This is a genomic window from Pseudomonas sp. TH49, assembly GCF_016650625.1.
Taxonomy (GTDB): domain Bacteria; phylum Pseudomonadota; class Gammaproteobacteria; order Pseudomonadales; family Pseudomonadaceae; genus Aquipseudomonas; species Aquipseudomonas fluorescens_H.
The window spans coordinates 245,006-259,642 of sequence record NZ_JAEKFL010000001.1 but is presented as its reverse complement, the minus strand read 5'-3'; the positions used below and the strand labels follow the sequence as shown (position 1 = coordinate 259,642).

The window sequence follows — 14,637 nt, the reverse complement described above, 5'->3', positions numbered from 1 at the left end:
AGATTCTGGAATGGGACGCCGAAAAGGCGTTGCGCCGCTATGACATAGCGATCACTCGCCTTGGCGTGAAACAGGAGTAGAGCGGCATGGCAGAGAGTAAAAACGCGCTCATGTACGCCGGTGAGAGCACGGGTTCCGCGAGCCGCAATATCGGCTTGACCACTGCAGCAACGAGCACGACTACAGTAGGCCTGGATCGGGATAAGGTCGCCGACCTGAGGAATGCGTTGAGTACGGCAAGTGACCGAATCGTTTCGCTGACTGCAGCCATCGATTCGCTGATCCTCACCTTGGCGACCCAACGTTCTTTGTCGAAGAGCGCGGTCAATGGTGAAGGCGGATCTTCCGCGCAGAAGGCTGCAGACAAGGTAGCCGGCGCCGTCCCTCCCGAACTGCTTAAAGCCGCTGTCGCGATGGACACAGCCGCTGCGAACGTGAGCGAAGTCGCTCGACTGACTCCAGTTCAGGGCAAGGAAATGGCTCAGGCAAGCCTGATCATGGCCAGTGCGCCGTTGGTGGCTGCCGGAGGAACCACCGGGGTCGAATTGCTCAATGCCGCGGCGTTGGGTGCCAAGGCGGGGATTGGCATCGACTTGCCCAATGCCTCGGACAAGCAGTTCGAACTGCTGAAGTTTGCCGATGACGCTGCGCTCACCGCGTCAGCATTCAAGGTGCCTGCGCTACAAGTCGCCGAGATGATGGCGGCCTGGCGTACCTCGATGAAACTGACCCGTGATCAGGCCATTGATCTGGCAGATGCGGCTCACCACTTGGGCAAAATGCCCGGAGATGTAAACGCGGCAGACATCGGCTCGGTGTTGCAGCGTTCCGGCGACGCGGCGATTGCTGCGGGGTTGCAACCCGAGCAAGCCGCAGCGCTGTCGGCAGCCTTGCTGAACACCGGAACGAAAGAAGGTGAAGCAAGCGTCGCGTTGAAGAGCATTTCCACAGCCTTGAGCAAGGGAGACCAGGTCTCTGTTGCCGAACAGGGTGCGTGGAAACAACTGGGGCTCGATCCCAGGGCCGTGTCTGCGGCGATGCGTGATCCGAACAAGGACAATGCGCAAGGTGCGTTGCTGACAGTGTTGGCCGCATTGAACGCCAGACCGCCAGAACAACGCGCAGTGTTGGCCAGGACGTTGTTCTCCGATGGCGGTGATGCTGCGCAGAAACTCTCGCAAAACCTCGGCGAGGTTAATGAGACGTTCTGGCAGGTCAAGGACAAGCAGCGATACGCGACGTCGGAGCTGGGCGAAAAGGGGTCGATAAAACAGGCTGCCCTGGCGCTTTCCGGTACTCAGCAAGGACAGCTGAATATTCTGAATGCCCGTAGCGAACGATTGGCCGTCGCCAAAGGCAACGCGTTGGCACCCTCCAGCGATTCGCTGGCCTCTGCCGGGGTCGACAAGCTCAGTGAACTGACTGAAACCTATCCGAAAACTGCTGGCATGGTGTTGACGGTGAGCGCGTTTCTCAAACCGTTGCTCGATCAAGCGCTCGATGCCATTGGCAGCGATATCAAAGGCCGGGTTGGCAAGAAAGTCGTGGATAAGGGCCTGTCCGTTTTCACCGGTGCCGCCACCGGCACAGCGGGGGCCGCCGCTGCTGGCAGCGGTTTGAAGATCCTCGAGCAAACTTCGCGGGTGCGGGCTCCGCTCCTGGAGTCGACCACCGCTGCCATGCGCCCTCTGTCACGCGCAATGCCCTGGCCTGTAAAAACCGTCGCTGCCCTCGCAGGCCTGGCGGCGGGGGTGGCCACTGGTGACGAAACCCAGATAGCCAAAAGCGTCGGCGCAGCGGGCGGTGGAATGGCCGGCGCTCTTGCAGGCTCTGCTTTCGGCGCGTCACTCGGAGCCGTGGGTGGCCCACCCGGCATGGCCATAGGCGGCCTTCTCGGTGGATTGCTTGGCGGTTGGCTGGGCAGTGAGGGCGGTTCCCTTCTGGGCGAAAAACTCGGTAGTACCACACCGGACAAACTCGCAGCACCGGCTCAGGTTAGTCAGGCGCTGGCCAGCGCCCAGGCGCCCACGGTGCCCACGGTGCCACCCCCCTACGCGCCCACCGTTCAGGTGTATTGCAGCGACCCGGGCAGTGTGGAAAAGATCGGTCAGTTGGTCGACTTTCACCTGAGATCTCAATTCAGCAACGAATTCATTCCACTGATGAACACCAACAGCCTCGCCACCCGCCGTGACGCAGCCCTGACTGATGGAGTCGACTGATGAAACAACAAATGGCTTTAGGCAGTTTCATCTTCGGCCTCTCGCGCAACTTTGCTTACAGCACGTTGGCGCGAAAGTCCGACGGTGGCTGGAGCGACATCCAGATCCTGACCAGCAAACCCAAGTCCAGTCAGACCGGGCAGAAAGCGGAATCGCTGACCATCAGCGGTACCTCGATGTATGCCGTGGCCATGGATCGACTCGATGAATTGCGCGCCCTTCAGGCACAGCGTGTGCCGCTGCCGTTGATTGACGGTATCGGGCGCAACTGGGGCCTGTGGCGGATCAACAGCATTGACGAAAACCAGAGCGAGGTCATCGATGACGGCACCGCGATGGTGATCAAGTGGGTGGTCGGATTGACGGAGTTCAACAATGCGTAAGGTCCGAAGCATGGCCGGTGATTCGGTGAATCTGCTGCTCTACCGCGAAACCGGGCGCAGTGATGACGCCGCCGAAGAAGCTCTGTGGAAACTCAACCCGACCCTGGCCGAGCACGGCCCGATCCTGCCCGCGGGCGTTTGGGTCACGTTGCCGGAGCTCGATTCGAAACCGGCCACGATCAAACCACTCACGGCCTGGGATTAAGGAGGTTGCATGACACTGGGTTTTACGCCGGTCGTTAAGATTTACGGCGCAAACGCGGATCTGCTCAATCAACGCCTGATCAGTTGGGAGCACATCGACGCTGCCGGTTTCGAGTCCGATCAATTGACCTTGACGATTGATCTTGAAGGCCTCGAAGGGCTGCCGAATCTGGGTGGAAAAATCGGCCTTGAGGTCGGTTATCTGGAGTCGGGAATGGTCGACAAGGGCCAGTTCAAAGTGACGCGCCTGACGCCGACGCTGTTCCCGTTTCGCCTGACGCTGGTGGCCACGGCGGCGCCGTTCAGCAAGGATGACGAGACGGGCTTCAAGCAACGTCGCACGGCCAGTCATGGCCCGACAACACTGGGGGCGCTGTTTCGCGAACTGGTGTCGAGCCATGGCTTTTCACCGCGCGTCGCGCCCGAGGTGGCGATGATCAGGATCGAGCACGTCGACCAGTCCAACGAAACCGACATGAGCTTTTTGACGCGCCTGGCGAAAAAGTACAACGCGGTGACCAAACCCTACAACGACGTGTACGTGCTGGCCCGTCCCGGCCAGACCAAATCGTTGTCGGGCCAGGTGCTGGCGGACGTGACATTGTCGGTGACCAGCAACAACCGTCCCGGCGATCACGCGTTCGTCAGCGCCACGCTGGAGGAGTCTGCCCGCGAGCAGACCAAGGGTTGCAAGACCTGTTTTTGGGATGGCGCTGCAGGTGTGTTGCGCTGGGTTGAAACAGGAATCGCGCCGTTCAAGACCCTCCGCCAGAAGCAACCCACTGAAGCCGATGCAATCGCCGTCGGCGAGGGCGAAGTGCGCAAGATGCTGCGCCAGAAGTACAAGGTGAAAATCACTTGTCCCGGCAATCCACTGCTGGCAGCCGAAGGTCTGGTGCTGCTCGATGAGACCTGGCCGGACTTCATGCGCGGTCGCTGGTCGATCGAAAAAGTCACCGCCAGCGGCAATCGCGAGAACAGCTATCGCTGCGTGATCGATGCCGCGTGCCTCGACCCGAAAGCCAAAGCCTGATCTCACAGCCCGCGAGTCCCCTGTAGGAGTGAGCCTGCTCGCGATAGCGGTGTGTCAGGCACATTGATTGTGAATGTGGCACCGCCATCGCGAGCAGGCTCACTCCTACAGTGGATTCGCGGTGTTTTCTGCAACTCATTTCAACTCTGGAACACCACCATGAAGATCACCCCGATCCTCACGCAACTGCGTGGGCAATGCCCTGGGCTTGCCAATCACATTTCGGTGGGTGTCGATCTGGCGTTGCTGCAAGGCAACGCCGATCTGCCGACACCCTCGGCCCACGTGCTGCCGCTGGCCGATCTCGCCAGTACCAGCACCGCGCAAAACCTCACCGCCCAACCGATCCGTGACCGCTTCGAAATCGTCCTCGCGCTTGACGCAACCGACGCTACAAAAGCGCTGGATCTGTTGCACGACCTGCGCGCCGAACTGTGGCGTGCGCTGGTGGGGTTCAAGCCGGGCACCGATTACAGCGCCATCGTCTACGACGGCGGCGAAATGGTTTCGATCAACAGCAGCCGGGCCTTCTATCGGCTGCGCTTTTTTGCCGAGTTCCAGCTTGGCCGCAATCTGCCAAGTCAGCCTGCGGAGAGCTGGCACGAACGTGAACTGGACGGTTTGTCGTCCTTTACCGGGGTCACCGTGCGGGTCGATGCGATCGATCCGGCCGACCCCAATCTGAAACACCCGGGCCCTGACGGGCGCGTGGAACTGACTTTCTCTGGAGACGTAACCCCATGAGCAATCGCATCACCGTACTGCCGGCCGCTGGCCGTGCCGTGCCTGACCCGGAAGCGGGCGATCTGCTGCCCCTCGAAGGCCGTGAAGTGCTGGACAGCGCCTGGTGGCGCCGGCGTCTGGCCGACGGCGATATCACAATCAAAACCGTAAAAGTCAAAGCACAGGGAGCCAAATAATGGCGATCGGATTCAGCAACATCCCCGCGGACATTCGTGTACCGCTGTTCTATGCCGAAATGGACAACTCGGCCGCTAATAGCGCGACGTCGACCATGCGCCGTTTGATCGTCGCTCAGGTCAACGACAATATCGCCCCGAGCGAAGTCGGCAAACTGGTGCTGGTCTCCAGCGTCGCGCTGGCAAAAAGCATCGGTGGTCAGGGCTCGATGCTTGCCTCGATGTACGAGACCTTCCGCAAGGCCGACCCGATCGGCGAGATCTGGTGCCTGCCGCTGCACAACGCTGAAGGCGCGATCGCCAAAGGCGTGTTGACCCTGACCGGCACCGCGACCCAGGCTGGCGTGCTCAACCTGTACGTCGCTGGTGTGCGGGTGCAGGCCACCGTGGTCAACGGTGCCACCGCTGCTCAGGCAGCCACCGCACTGGCACAGAAAATCAACGCCACGGCCGATCTGCCGGTCAGCGCTGCCGCTGCCGAAGGTGTAGTGACCCTGAGCGCCAAGTGGACGGGCGACAGTGGTAACGACATCAGCCTGCAGTTCAATCGCCTGGGCAAGAGCAACGGCGAAGAAACTCCGGCCGGCCTGACCACCGCGATCACCGCCATGACCGGTGGTGCCGGTGTGCCTGACCAGGTCGCAGCCGTGGCTGCACTGGGCGACGAGCCGTTCGAGTTCATCGCACTGCCTTGGTCGGATCTGTCGACCCTCAACACCTGGCAAGCGGTGATGGATGACAGCACCGGTCGCTGGTCGTGGGCCAAGCAACTGTTCGGTCACGTCTACAGCGCCAAGCGTGGCACCGTTGGCACTCTGGTCGCCGCAGGCCAGGGCCGCAACGACCAGCACATGACCATTCAGGCGCTGGAGCCGGGCGTACCGCAACCGTTCTGGGTACAAGCTGCAGCACTGGCTGCGCGCACCGCGGTGTTCATCTCCGCCGATGCCAGCCGTCCGACCCAAAGCGGCAGCCTGCCGGGCGTTGATCCGGCGCCGGCCAGCGAACGTTTCACCCTGACCGAGCGTCAGTCGCTGCTCAACTACGGCATCGCCACGGCCTACTACGAAGGCGGTTACGTGCGCATCCAGCGTTCGATCACCACCTACCAGAAGAACGCTTACGGTCAGGCCGACAACTCCTACCTGGACAGCGAAACCATGCACCAGTCGGCGTTTATCGTGCGTCGTCTGCAAAGCGTGATCACCAGCAAATACGGTCGCCACAAACTGGCTTCCGACGGCACCCGTTTCGGCGCCGGCCAGCCGATCGTGACGCCAGCGACCATTCGCGGCGAGCTGATCGCGCAGTACGCCAAGCTGGAACTGGAAGGCCACGTGGAGAACGCCGAACTGTTCGCCGAGCACCTGATCGTCGAGCGCGACGTGCAGGACCCGAGCCGCGTGAACGTGTTGTTCCCGCCGGATTACATCAACGGTCTGCGCGTGTTCGCACTGCTCAACCAATTCCGTCTGCAATACGACGACGCGGCCTGATCGCCGCGTTAGGCCGTAAGCATTCAGCCCACCTCGGTGGGCTTTTTTATTTGAAGGGAGTAACACCATGGGTCAAGTGATTGCAGGCACCTGCTACGTCAAAGTCGACGGTGCACAACTGACTATCAGCGGCGGCTGCGAAGCCCCGCTGATGGCCGTCAAACGCGAAACCGTCGTACCGGGTTTCTACAAGGAAACCGACGTTGCGCCGTCGTTCAAAGTGACCGCGCTGCACACCGCCGACTTCCCGCTGAAGAAGCTGATTGAAGGCACCGACATCACCGTCACCTGCGAATTCAGCAACGGCAAAGTCTACGTGCTGGCCGGTGCCTATCTGGTCGAAGAACCGGTTTCCAAGGGCGATGACGCCACCATCGAACTGAAATTCGAAGGCATCAAGGGGACCTGGCAATGAGCGGCGCCGTGAAGCTTCAGGTTGCGATCGAAGCTCACGGCGAGCCCCTGACCGAACTCGTCCTGCGCCGTCCGACGGTGCAGGAAGTGCGAGCGATCAAGGCGCTGCCGTACAAGATCGACAAGAGCGAAGAAGTCAGCCTCGACATGGACGTGGCGGCCAAATACATCGCCGTGTGCGCCGGCATTCCGCCGTCGTCGGTCAACCAGCTCGATCTGGCTGACCTCAACGCGCTGAGCTGGGCCGTTGCGAGTTTTTTCATGAGTGCGGCGTCGGAGCCATCACCGACCTGATCGCAGTCGCCTATGACCTGGCCTGGTTCTGGAAGGTTGACCCCGAACAGATGATGGCCAGGCCACTGGATGTGCTCCGCGAATCGCTGGAGCACGCGCAACGGATCAATGCGATGCAGCAGGTGCAGTGATGGCAGACGAAGAAAAGAAAGTGCAAACACCGGTGCTGATCACGGGCATCGATGAACTGTCGCCCAAACTCGGCGCCCTGCGAGTAAAGGTCGAGAGCTTCAAGAAAAATCTCGAACAGACCGGACTTGGCAAGCTCGATATCAGTGGTCTGTTCAAGGGCGGCAGCGTGATCACGCCGTTCGTGGACGGGATCAAATCGGCGGCGGCGTTTCAGGGCAAATTGACTGAAGTCAGCGAGACGGCGAAAACCGTGGATCTGCCTGCGGCGCCGAAAGTCGCCGCGCAGAACATGAACGTGTTCAGTGCGTCGATGGAGAAGGTCTCCAATGCGGTGAATGCCGCATTGGTGCCGGCGGTCGGTGCTGTGGTCGTTGGGCTTGAGCCGATGCTGACCGGTTTCGGTAGTTTGCTCGATGACAACCCGGAACTGGTGCAAGGTCTGGCGGCGGGGGCGATCGCGTTTTCGGCGATGCAAACCGCCGTGGCCGGTGCGACCCAGGTGTTCGACGTGATGAGCATGGTGATGAAGGCCAATCCGATCATGCTGATTGTCACGGGCGTTGCCTTGGCCGCCAGTTTGATCGTGGCTTACTGGAAACCGATCTCGACGTTTTTTATCGGGCTCTGGCAGAAAATCGCCCCGGTGGTCATGCCGATGGCCGAGTTTTTCAAGACGATGTTCAGTTACACGCCTTTGGGGATGCTGATCAGCAATTGGGGCCCGGTCACCGAGTTCTTCAGGGCATTCTGGCAAGGTCTAAAGGCCGTGGCGGTGCCTGTGATCGAGTTCTACAAGTCGATGTTCGCGTGGACTCCTCAAGGCATGATCCTCAATAACTGGGGAACAATCAGCCCGATATTTGCGGCAATTTTCGGGCGCATCAAGGAAAACGTGGCCTCGACCTTCGCCGCCCTCAAGGAGGGCTTTGGCTGGACGCCGCTGGGCTTGATAGTAAATAACTGGGGACCTGTCACCGGATTGTTCGCGGCCATTTGGGACTTGCTGGCAGCGCTGGTCGTGCCGCTCAAGGAGACGTTGCGCAGTGTCTTCAACGACTACGTTCCCATGGACAAGATCAACGAACTCTGGGGCCAGGTGCCTGCGTTCTTTGCCGAAAAAGCGGAGTCCATTCGTGCGGTGATGATGGCGCTGGGCGCGATTTTCGGTCTGCCGTTCATGGGGTCACCGCTGGAAATGTTTGACTTGAAGTGGTCGCCGCTGACCGATCGCATCCGAGAGTTTGCGGACAAGATCGAGTCGTACATGGCGCCGATCAGGGAAATGCTCGGCGGCAGTTTTGGTGGGTTCGTCACCAAAATCACTGGCAAGATCGAAGGCCTGTCCGAAGCTCAGAAAAAAACCAATGCCGAAGGTAAGGGTGAGCTGGCGCCGGCGTTCTTTGGCGGCAACAGCGAGCCAGCGTCGAATGCATTGTCGGGCTCTGACATCGCGCAGGATAAACCTGCTCTGCAGGGCGGCTCACTGTCGCAAACCTCCAACACCCTGATCCAGCAAAGCGCCGCCAACAACCGTACGCAACTCGAAGGCGGCCTGACCGTGCGCTTCGAAAATGCGCCGGCCGGGCTGCGCACCGATCAACCGCAAACCAATCAACCGGGCCTGGCGCTGTCTTCGCGCATCGGCTATCGCTCGCTGTCGGCAGGAGGTTCCAATGAACTGGCGTGACCGTTTGTTGCCAGCATCGTTTCGCGGTGTCGGGTTCTGGATCGACCAGGCGAAAACCCCGGTCGGTCGCAAAGGTCAGTTGCATGAATACCCGCAACGCGACCTGCCGTATTTCGAGGATCTCGGCCAGCAGGCCAAGACCCACGACATCACGGCGTTCATCATCGGCGCCGATTGCCTGGAGCAGCGCGACAAGCTGCTGAAGGCCTTGGAGGCGGGCAGTGGTGAACTGGTGCATCCGTGGTTGGGGCGCCTGCAAGTCAAGGTTGGCGAATGCGACATGACCCACACCCGCCAGGACGGCGGGTTGGTGACGTTCAGCCTGAAGTTCTATCCCGATCGGCCGCTGCCGTTTCCGACTGCCACGGTCAGTACGCAAAAAGTTCTGTTGGCCAAGGCTGACACTTTGTTGGGTTCTGCGGTGGCGCGCTTCGAGCAGGCGATGACGTTGATCAAGGCTGCGCGGATCGGCATTGCCAATCTGCGCAACAGCCTGACCGGGGTCTATGACGTGATCAAAGAGCAGCTCAAGCCGCTGATCGAGCAGTACAAGCAAATTACTGAACTGGTCAAAGCCGTGAAGGAATTGCCCAAGGAAGTGGCGGCGGAGTTCAAGGGCCTGCTCGGCGATATCAAGGAGCTGAAGGCGTTCGCGAAGGAGGGCTACCGTGGCGTGATTGCCGACGTGTCCCAACAACTCGAAGCCATCCGCAAGTTGGATGCGCCGAAGATCACCACCGGCAAGGACACCAACGCGGCGGCGCAAGCCATGGCTGATCTGGTGCAGGACACCATGCTGGTGAAAGTGGCGCAGTGGGTCGCGTCGATGCCGGTGGCGACTCCGACGGTGAAACTGTCGTCGACACCTTCGGTGGCGCATCAGGCGGATCAACCGGTGACCCGTCAGGAAGTGCCGGTGACCGACGAAATGAAAGCGCTGCAGAAGGCGGTCGGGGTGGCAATTGACCCGATGCTGGATAAGGCCGATCCCAAGCATCACCAGGCAATCAACGATGTGAAGGAAGCGCTGATGGCGCATCTCAAGGCCGTGGCGTCATCCGGTGTGCGACAGGTCACCAAATCGTTCCAGGAAAGCCTGCCGGCGCTGGTTGTGGCCTACAAGCAATTTGCCGATGCCACACGGGTGACTCAAGTGACGCAGAGCAACGCGATGAACCATCCGGGCTTTTCACCCAACGACGTGAAAGTGTCCAGGGAGTGAGCCATGAGCGAGATGGATAACCAAGTCACGCTGACCGTTAACAACATGGAATACGGCGGCTGGAAAAGCGTGGAAATCACCGCTGATCTGGAGCGCCAGTTCCGCACCTTCAAACTCGACATCACTTGGCAGTGGCCGGGGCAGACGGTGGATCAACGGATCAAACCGGGTGACCCTTGCGAAGTGAAAATCGGCCAGGATCTGGTGCTCACCGGCTACGTGTTCAAGGCACCGATCAGTTACGACGGACGCCAGATCAGCTTGAGTATCGAGGGCAGTTCCAAGACTCAGGATCTGGTCGATTGCGCAGCCACCAACCGCCCGAATCAATGGCAGGAGCAACCGCTGCTGAGCATCGTCCAGGCTCTGGCGGCGGAGTACTCGCTGTACGTGGTCAACGAAATTCCCGAGACCGCGCGGCTCGCCAAACACACCATCGTGCCGGGCGAAACAGTGTTCCAGTCGATCGACCGATTGCTCTCGCTGTTTCGGGTGTTTTCCACCGATGACGAGCAGGGCCGGCTGGTGCTGGCCAAGCCCGGTAGCGGTGGTCGGGCCAGTGACGCGCTGGAGTTGGGCAAGAACATTCTGTCGGCGAACGCGCCGATGGATCAGAGCCAGGTGTTTTCCGAATACCGGGTGATCGGTCAGCAGAAAGGCTCGGACAAGAAGAGCGGGGCGGCCGTCAGCGAGGTTCAATCCAGCGCGGCTGATCTGAGCTTCAAGCGCCGTCGCACCACGATCATCAACGAGGGCACCGCACTCACGTTCGAGCTGGCCCAGCAACGCGCCCAATGGGAAAGCGCTACCCGCATGGGCCGGGCCCAGACCACGACCTATCAGGTACAGGGCTGGCGCCAGACCAATGGCGACCTGTGGCGCCACAACACGCTGGTCAAGGTCACGGATCCGGTGCTCGGTTTCGACGGCGACATGTTGATTTCCAAAGTCACGTATTCACTGTCGGCGCAGGGCTCGGTGACCACACTGCAAGTGGCGCCGCCGCATACCTTCGATCCTGATCCCACGCCTCCGAAAAAAACCTGAGCCTGACACCGAACCTCTGTGGGAGCGGGCTTGCTCGCGAAAGCGTCAGCAGCTCCAACATCCCATTGACTGACCCACCGCTTTCGCGAGCAAGCCCGCTCCCACATGTTGTCCGTGTCGGGTCTGCTCCCTGAGGACAATTCATGAGCCTACTGACACGCCTGCTGGCGCGCGGCACTGTCGTGCTCGCCAACTCGGCATCCAAGCTGCAATCGCTGCAAATGCGCCTCACCGCCGGCGAAGTGAACGACGACATGGAGCACTTCGAACCCTACGGTTTCACCAGCAACCCGCTGGCCGGCGCCGAAGGCATCGTCACTTTTCTCGGCGGTGACCGTTCTCATGCCATCGCCCTGGTGGTCGCCGACCGTCGCTATCGCCTGCAGTCGCTGGCCTCGGGCGAAGTCGCGATCTACACCGACGAGGGCGACAAAATTCACTTCAAGCGCGGGCGGATCATCGACATCGAAACCGCCACCCTGAACATCCGCGCCAGCAGCGCGGTGAACTTCGACACGCCGGTGATCAACCAGACCGGCAAGATCGTCTCCACCGGCGATCAGCTCGCCGGTGGCATCAGCCAGATCAAACACGTGCACGTCGGCGTGCAGGCCGGCAGCGGCCAGACCGGTGCGCCGGCAGGAGGCAAATGATGCTCATCAGCCAGAACCTCCACGCCGCATTGACCCGCGCCGTACTCATCAGCCTGTTCACCTGGCGCCGCGCCGCCGATGACGACGCCCTCGACGACGAGGAGCGCTTCGGCTGGTGGGGCGACAGCTTTCCCACCGTTGCCGACGATCGCATCGGTTCGCGGCTGTGGCTGTTGCGCCGGGTCAAGCTGACCCGACAGACCCAGATGGACGCCGAGTTCTATGCCCGCGAAGCCCTGCAATGGCTGATCGATGACGGCCACTGCAGCGCCATCGACATCATCAGCGAACGCCTCGACGCCCAGCGCCTGAACCTGCGCACGGTTCTGACCCTGGCCGATGGCGAACGTCTGGACATCAACCCCGATAACAGTTGGCAGGTGATCTATGCCGTTTGAAACCCCTTCGCTGCCGGTGCTGATCAAGCGCACCCAAAGCGACCTGGCCGGCGATTCGCTGCGCCAGTCCGATGCGCAAGTGCTGGCCCGCACCTTGGGTGGCGCGGCTTATGGTCTGTACGGTTATCTCGACTGGATTGCCGAGCAGATCCTGCCGGACAAGGCCGACGAGTCGACCCTGGAACGCATCGCCGCGCTGCGCCTGAACCAGCCGCGCAAACCGGCGCAAGTGGCGACCGGCAGCGTCAGCTTCACCGCGACCGCAGGCGCCGTGCTTGACGTCGACACGCTGCTGCAAGCGAGCGATGGCCGTACCTACAAAGTCACCGCTTCACGCACCACCACCAATGGCAGCAACACCACCACTATCGCCGCGCTCGACGCCGGCAGCCTGGGCAATGCTGACGCCGGCCTGGCACTGACCCCGGTGCAACCGATCGCTGGCGTGGTCGGCAACAGCTTCTTGGTGCTCGCGCCCGGCCTCAGCGGCGGAGTGGCGCGAGAAAGTCTGGAGTCGTTGCGCTCGCGGGTGATCCGTTCTTATCGCGTAATTCCCCATGGCGGTTCGGCCAGCGACTACGAAACCTGGGCGCTGGAAGTGCCAGGTGTGACGCGCGCCTGGTGCCGTGGCGGCCTGCTCGGGCCGGGCACGGTGACGGTGTTCATCATGCGTGACGAAGACCCGCAACCGGTGCCCAACGATGAGCAACTGGCGGAGGTTCAGGAGTACATCGAACCGCTGCGTCCGGTGACAGCAGAAGTGCATGTGCAGCGGCCGATTCAGGTGCCGGTGGTGTATCGCTTCAAGAGCGTCAATCCGGACACCACCGCCGTGCGCGCCGCCGTTGAAGCGCAACTGCGCGACCTGCACAACCGCGAGGCCGATCTGGGTGTGCCGTTGCTGATCAGCCATATCCGCGAAGCCATCAGCAGCGCCGGCGGTGAGTACGATCACACGCTGACCGCGCCGGCCGCTGACGTGCCTGCGGGGCAAAGCGAACTGCTGACCTTCGGAGGTTGCGTATGGGGGGCATAAGAACCGCCGCGCAATATCAGGCGCAACTGCGCGCGTTGCTGCCCAGCGGCCCGGCGTGGGATCCGGAGCGCGTTCCGGAACTCGAGGAGGTGCTGCAAGGCGTCGCCGTCGAACTGGCACGCCTCGACTCCCGCGCCGCCGACCTGCTCAACGAGATGGACCCGGCCGGCGTCAGCGAACTGGTGCCGGACTGGGAACGGGTGATGGAACTGCCCGATCCGTGCCTGGGCGCCACGCCGCTGTTCGACGACCGCCGCCTCGCCGTACGCCGCCGCTTGCTCGCGGTCGGCAGTCAGGCCGTCGGTTACTACCTCGACATCGCCAAAAGCCAGGGCTACCCCAACGCCAGCATCACCGAGCACGAAGCCCCCCGCATGGGCCGCGCGCGTTTCGGCGCGGCACACTGGGGCACCTGGGAGGCGCAATTCATGTGGACGCTCAACACCGGCGGCCGCCTGCTGCTCGGCCGGCGCTACGGCGCGAGCTACTGGGGCGAGCGCTTCGGCGTCAACCCGGGCTCGGCACTGGAGTGCCTGATCCACCGCAGTGCGCCGGCGCATACCAAGGTGCACATCAATTATGACTAGGGAGGAATGACAGGATGGATTATCCGAAAAGCATGCCGGGTGTCGGTCTGGTCAACAGCCGTTTTGTCGATGAAAACCCGATCACCGGAACGCCCGGATCGTTGATTCCGGCGGAGTGGGGCAACGCCCTTACCGAAGAAATTCTGACGGTTATCAAGGCGGCCGGGATCGAACCCACCGAGGGGCTGAACACGCAATTGCTGGAGGCGTTGCGCGGCAAGAAACTGTATGAAACGCCACCGCAGTTCGATGTCAGTCAGAAGGTTGCGACGACAGAATTTGTTCAGCGCGCGCTGGGCAGTCTGGCGGGGCAGACCAACTATGTAGGGGATGTGACGCTGACGGCTGCTGATGTTGGCAAGCTTTCAGTCTTCACTGGCCCATGTACGGTGACTCTGCCTGATTGGTCCAGTGTTTCTCCTGGTGGATTGGTCAGGATTCTGAGCAGCACCGGTAGTTTGACGGTAAAGGCTCGTAGTGGCGAAAGTCTGAGTACCATCAATGGGGTATCCGCTAATTCCTTGTCATTTGCAGGGGGGTGTTTCGTAACATTCAGACGACTGCTATTGGGTGGGGGGTGGGGACTGGACTCCGGCGATGGCGCGCTCAAATATTCGCCGATGTTCAGCGCTTCACTGGGTACAAGCGGGGGCTACCAACGTCTTCCAAGCGGCCTGATTTTGCAATGGGGCCTTGCCACCGGTGGTGCATTGAGTGAAACCATCACCTACCCGATTGCCTTTCCGAACTCGGTGCTTTTTCTGTCCGGCAGCGATATCTCACCGGGATTCGCGGATATACGTTTTTCTTTTTACAGACTCTCGCTCAGCCAGTTCCAGCGCTTCTCCAATATCGATCCTGGTGGCTGGAACTGGTTCGCCATGGGCTTTTGAAATCGGAGGTGAACAC

General features: G+C 61.1%; 17 protein-coding genes. All 17 read left to right on the top strand.

Annotation, left to right across the window (positions count from 1 at the left end):
• The first annotated feature begins 86 nt into the window (after positions 1-86).
• The 17 genes from JFU48_RS01340 to JFU48_RS01260 all read left to right on the top strand — a co-directional run bounded on the left by JFU48_RS01340 (position 87) and on the right by JFU48_RS01260 (position 14,621).
• Positions 87-2,222, top strand: coding sequence for a phage tail tape measure protein (locus tag JFU48_RS01340; protein ID WP_201135672.1), 2,136 nt, complete (start codon positions 87-89; stop codon positions 2,220-2,222).
• A complete protein-coding gene (locus JFU48_RS01335; protein WP_047601251.1) occupies positions 2,222-2,605 on the top strand; it encodes a phage tail protein in 384 nt (127 codons plus the stop codon). The genes JFU48_RS01340 and JFU48_RS01335 overlap by 1 nt, the downstream gene beginning before the upstream one ends.
• Positions 2,598-2,810, top strand: coding sequence for a tail protein X (locus JFU48_RS01330; protein WP_201135671.1), 213 nt, complete (start codon positions 2,598-2,600; stop codon positions 2,808-2,810). The genes JFU48_RS01335 and JFU48_RS01330 overlap by 8 nt, the downstream gene beginning before the upstream one ends.
• A 9-nt stretch (positions 2,811-2,819) precedes the next feature.
• Positions 2,820-3,842 (top strand): phage late control D family protein, encoded by a 1,023-nt coding sequence (locus tag JFU48_RS01325; RefSeq protein ID WP_201135670.1) that lies wholly within the window; start codon positions 2,820-2,822, stop codon positions 3,840-3,842.
• A gap of 159 nt (positions 3,843-4,001) precedes the next feature.
• Entirely contained in the window at positions 4,002-4,586 is a 585-nt protein-coding gene (locus JFU48_RS01320) for a phage tail terminator protein (protein ID WP_201135669.1), read from the top strand.
• Positions 4,583-4,762, top strand: coding sequence for a DUF2635 domain-containing protein (locus JFU48_RS01315; RefSeq protein WP_103484531.1), 180 nt, complete (start codon positions 4,583-4,585; stop codon positions 4,760-4,762). The genes JFU48_RS01320 and JFU48_RS01315 overlap by 4 nt, the downstream gene beginning before the upstream one ends.
• Positions 4,762-6,258 carry a phage tail sheath subtilisin-like domain-containing protein gene (locus JFU48_RS01310; RefSeq protein ID WP_201135668.1) on the top strand — a complete coding sequence of 499 codons (1,497 nt, stop codon included), beginning with the start codon at positions 4,762-4,764 and terminating at the stop codon, positions 6,256-6,258. Before JFU48_RS01315 ends, JFU48_RS01310 begins: the two co-directional genes overlap by 1 nt.
• Positions 6,259-6,325: 67 nt before the next feature.
• A complete protein-coding gene (locus tag JFU48_RS01305) occupies positions 6,326-6,673 on the top strand; it encodes a phage tail tube protein (protein ID WP_003222224.1) in 348 nt (115 codons plus the stop codon).
• Entirely contained in the window at positions 6,670-6,966 is a 297-nt protein-coding gene (locus JFU48_RS01300) for a phage tail assembly protein (RefSeq protein WP_003222226.1), read from the top strand. Before JFU48_RS01305 ends, JFU48_RS01300 begins: the two co-directional genes overlap by 4 nt.
• Positions 6,967-7,096: 130 nt before the next feature.
• A complete protein-coding gene (locus JFU48_RS01295) occupies positions 7,097-8,785 on the top strand; it encodes a phage tail protein (protein WP_201135667.1) in 1,689 nt (562 codons plus the stop codon).
• The gene (locus tag JFU48_RS01290; RefSeq protein ID WP_201135666.1) at positions 8,772-10,007 is read left to right on the top strand and encodes a DNA circularization protein; all 1,236 of its coding nucleotides are present in this window, start codon (positions 8,772-8,774) and stop codon (positions 10,005-10,007) included. The genes JFU48_RS01295 and JFU48_RS01290 overlap by 14 nt, the downstream gene beginning before the upstream one ends.
• Before the next feature lie 3 nt (positions 10,008-10,010).
• Positions 10,011-11,054 (top strand): phage baseplate assembly protein, encoded by a 1,044-nt coding sequence (locus tag JFU48_RS01285; protein ID WP_201135665.1) that lies wholly within the window; start codon positions 10,011-10,013, stop codon positions 11,052-11,054.
• A 143-nt stretch (positions 11,055-11,197) separates the two neighbouring features.
• Positions 11,198-11,707, top strand: coding sequence for a phage baseplate assembly protein V (locus JFU48_RS01280; protein WP_003222233.1), 510 nt, complete (start codon positions 11,198-11,200; stop codon positions 11,705-11,707).
• The gene (locus JFU48_RS01275) at positions 11,707-12,105 is read left to right on the top strand and encodes a phage GP46 family protein (protein WP_003222234.1); all 399 of its coding nucleotides are present in this window, start codon (positions 11,707-11,709) and stop codon (positions 12,103-12,105) included. Before JFU48_RS01280 ends, JFU48_RS01275 begins: the two co-directional genes overlap by 1 nt.
• Positions 12,095-13,141 (top strand): baseplate J/gp47 family protein, encoded by a 1,047-nt coding sequence (locus JFU48_RS01270; RefSeq protein ID WP_201135664.1) that lies wholly within the window; start codon positions 12,095-12,097, stop codon positions 13,139-13,141. Before JFU48_RS01275 ends, JFU48_RS01270 begins: the two co-directional genes overlap by 11 nt.
• Entirely contained in the window at positions 13,129-13,728 is a 600-nt protein-coding gene (locus JFU48_RS01265) for a YmfQ family protein (RefSeq protein WP_201135663.1), read from the top strand. The genes JFU48_RS01270 and JFU48_RS01265 overlap by 13 nt, the downstream gene beginning before the upstream one ends.
• 14 nt (positions 13,729-13,742) lie before the next feature.
• The gene (locus JFU48_RS01260) at positions 13,743-14,621 is read left to right on the top strand and encodes a gp53-like domain-containing protein (RefSeq protein ID WP_201135662.1); all 879 of its coding nucleotides are present in this window, start codon (positions 13,743-13,745) and stop codon (positions 14,619-14,621) included.
• Positions 14,622-14,637: the final 16 nt, after the last annotated feature.

Coding starts and splice junctions, on each gene's coding strand:
- JFU48_RS01340 (WP_201135672.1), top strand. CDS start 87: ATGGCAGAGAGTAAAAACGCGCTCATGTACGCCGGTGAGAGCACGGGT.
- JFU48_RS01260 (WP_201135662.1), top strand. CDS start 13,743: ATGGATTATCCGAAAAGCATGCCGGGTGTCGGTCTGGTCAACAGCCGT.
- JFU48_RS01290 (WP_201135666.1), top strand. CDS start 8,772: ATGAACTGGCGTGACCGTTTGTTGCCAGCATCGTTTCGCGGTGTCGGG.
- JFU48_RS01330 (WP_201135671.1), top strand. CDS start 2,598: ATGCGTAAGGTCCGAAGCATGGCCGGTGATTCGGTGAATCTGCTGCTC.
- JFU48_RS01325 (WP_201135670.1), top strand. CDS start 2,820: ATGACACTGGGTTTTACGCCGGTCGTTAAGATTTACGGCGCAAACGCG.
- JFU48_RS01280 (WP_003222233.1), top strand. CDS start 11,198: ATGAGCCTACTGACACGCCTGCTGGCGCGCGGCACTGTCGTGCTCGCC.
- JFU48_RS01285 (WP_201135665.1), top strand. CDS start 10,011: ATGAGCGAGATGGATAACCAAGTCACGCTGACCGTTAACAACATGGAA.
- JFU48_RS01335 (WP_047601251.1), top strand. CDS start 2,222: ATGAAACAACAAATGGCTTTAGGCAGTTTCATCTTCGGCCTCTCGCGC.
- JFU48_RS01310 (WP_201135668.1), top strand. CDS start 4,762: ATGGCGATCGGATTCAGCAACATCCCCGCGGACATTCGTGTACCGCTG.
- JFU48_RS01275 (WP_003222234.1), top strand. CDS start 11,707: ATGCTCATCAGCCAGAACCTCCACGCCGCATTGACCCGCGCCGTACTC.
- JFU48_RS01265 (WP_201135663.1), top strand. CDS start 13,129: ATGGGGGGCATAAGAACCGCCGCGCAATATCAGGCGCAACTGCGCGCG.
- JFU48_RS01315 (WP_103484531.1), top strand. CDS start 4,583: ATGAGCAATCGCATCACCGTACTGCCGGCCGCTGGCCGTGCCGTGCCT.
- JFU48_RS01320 (WP_201135669.1), top strand. CDS start 4,002: ATGAAGATCACCCCGATCCTCACGCAACTGCGTGGGCAATGCCCTGGG.
- JFU48_RS01305 (WP_003222224.1), top strand. CDS start 6,326: ATGGGTCAAGTGATTGCAGGCACCTGCTACGTCAAAGTCGACGGTGCA.
- JFU48_RS01295 (WP_201135667.1), top strand. CDS start 7,097: ATGGCAGACGAAGAAAAGAAAGTGCAAACACCGGTGCTGATCACGGGC.
- JFU48_RS01300 (WP_003222226.1), top strand. CDS start 6,670: ATGAGCGGCGCCGTGAAGCTTCAGGTTGCGATCGAAGCTCACGGCGAG.
- JFU48_RS01270 (WP_201135664.1), top strand. CDS start 12,095: ATGCCGTTTGAAACCCCTTCGCTGCCGGTGCTGATCAAGCGCACCCAA.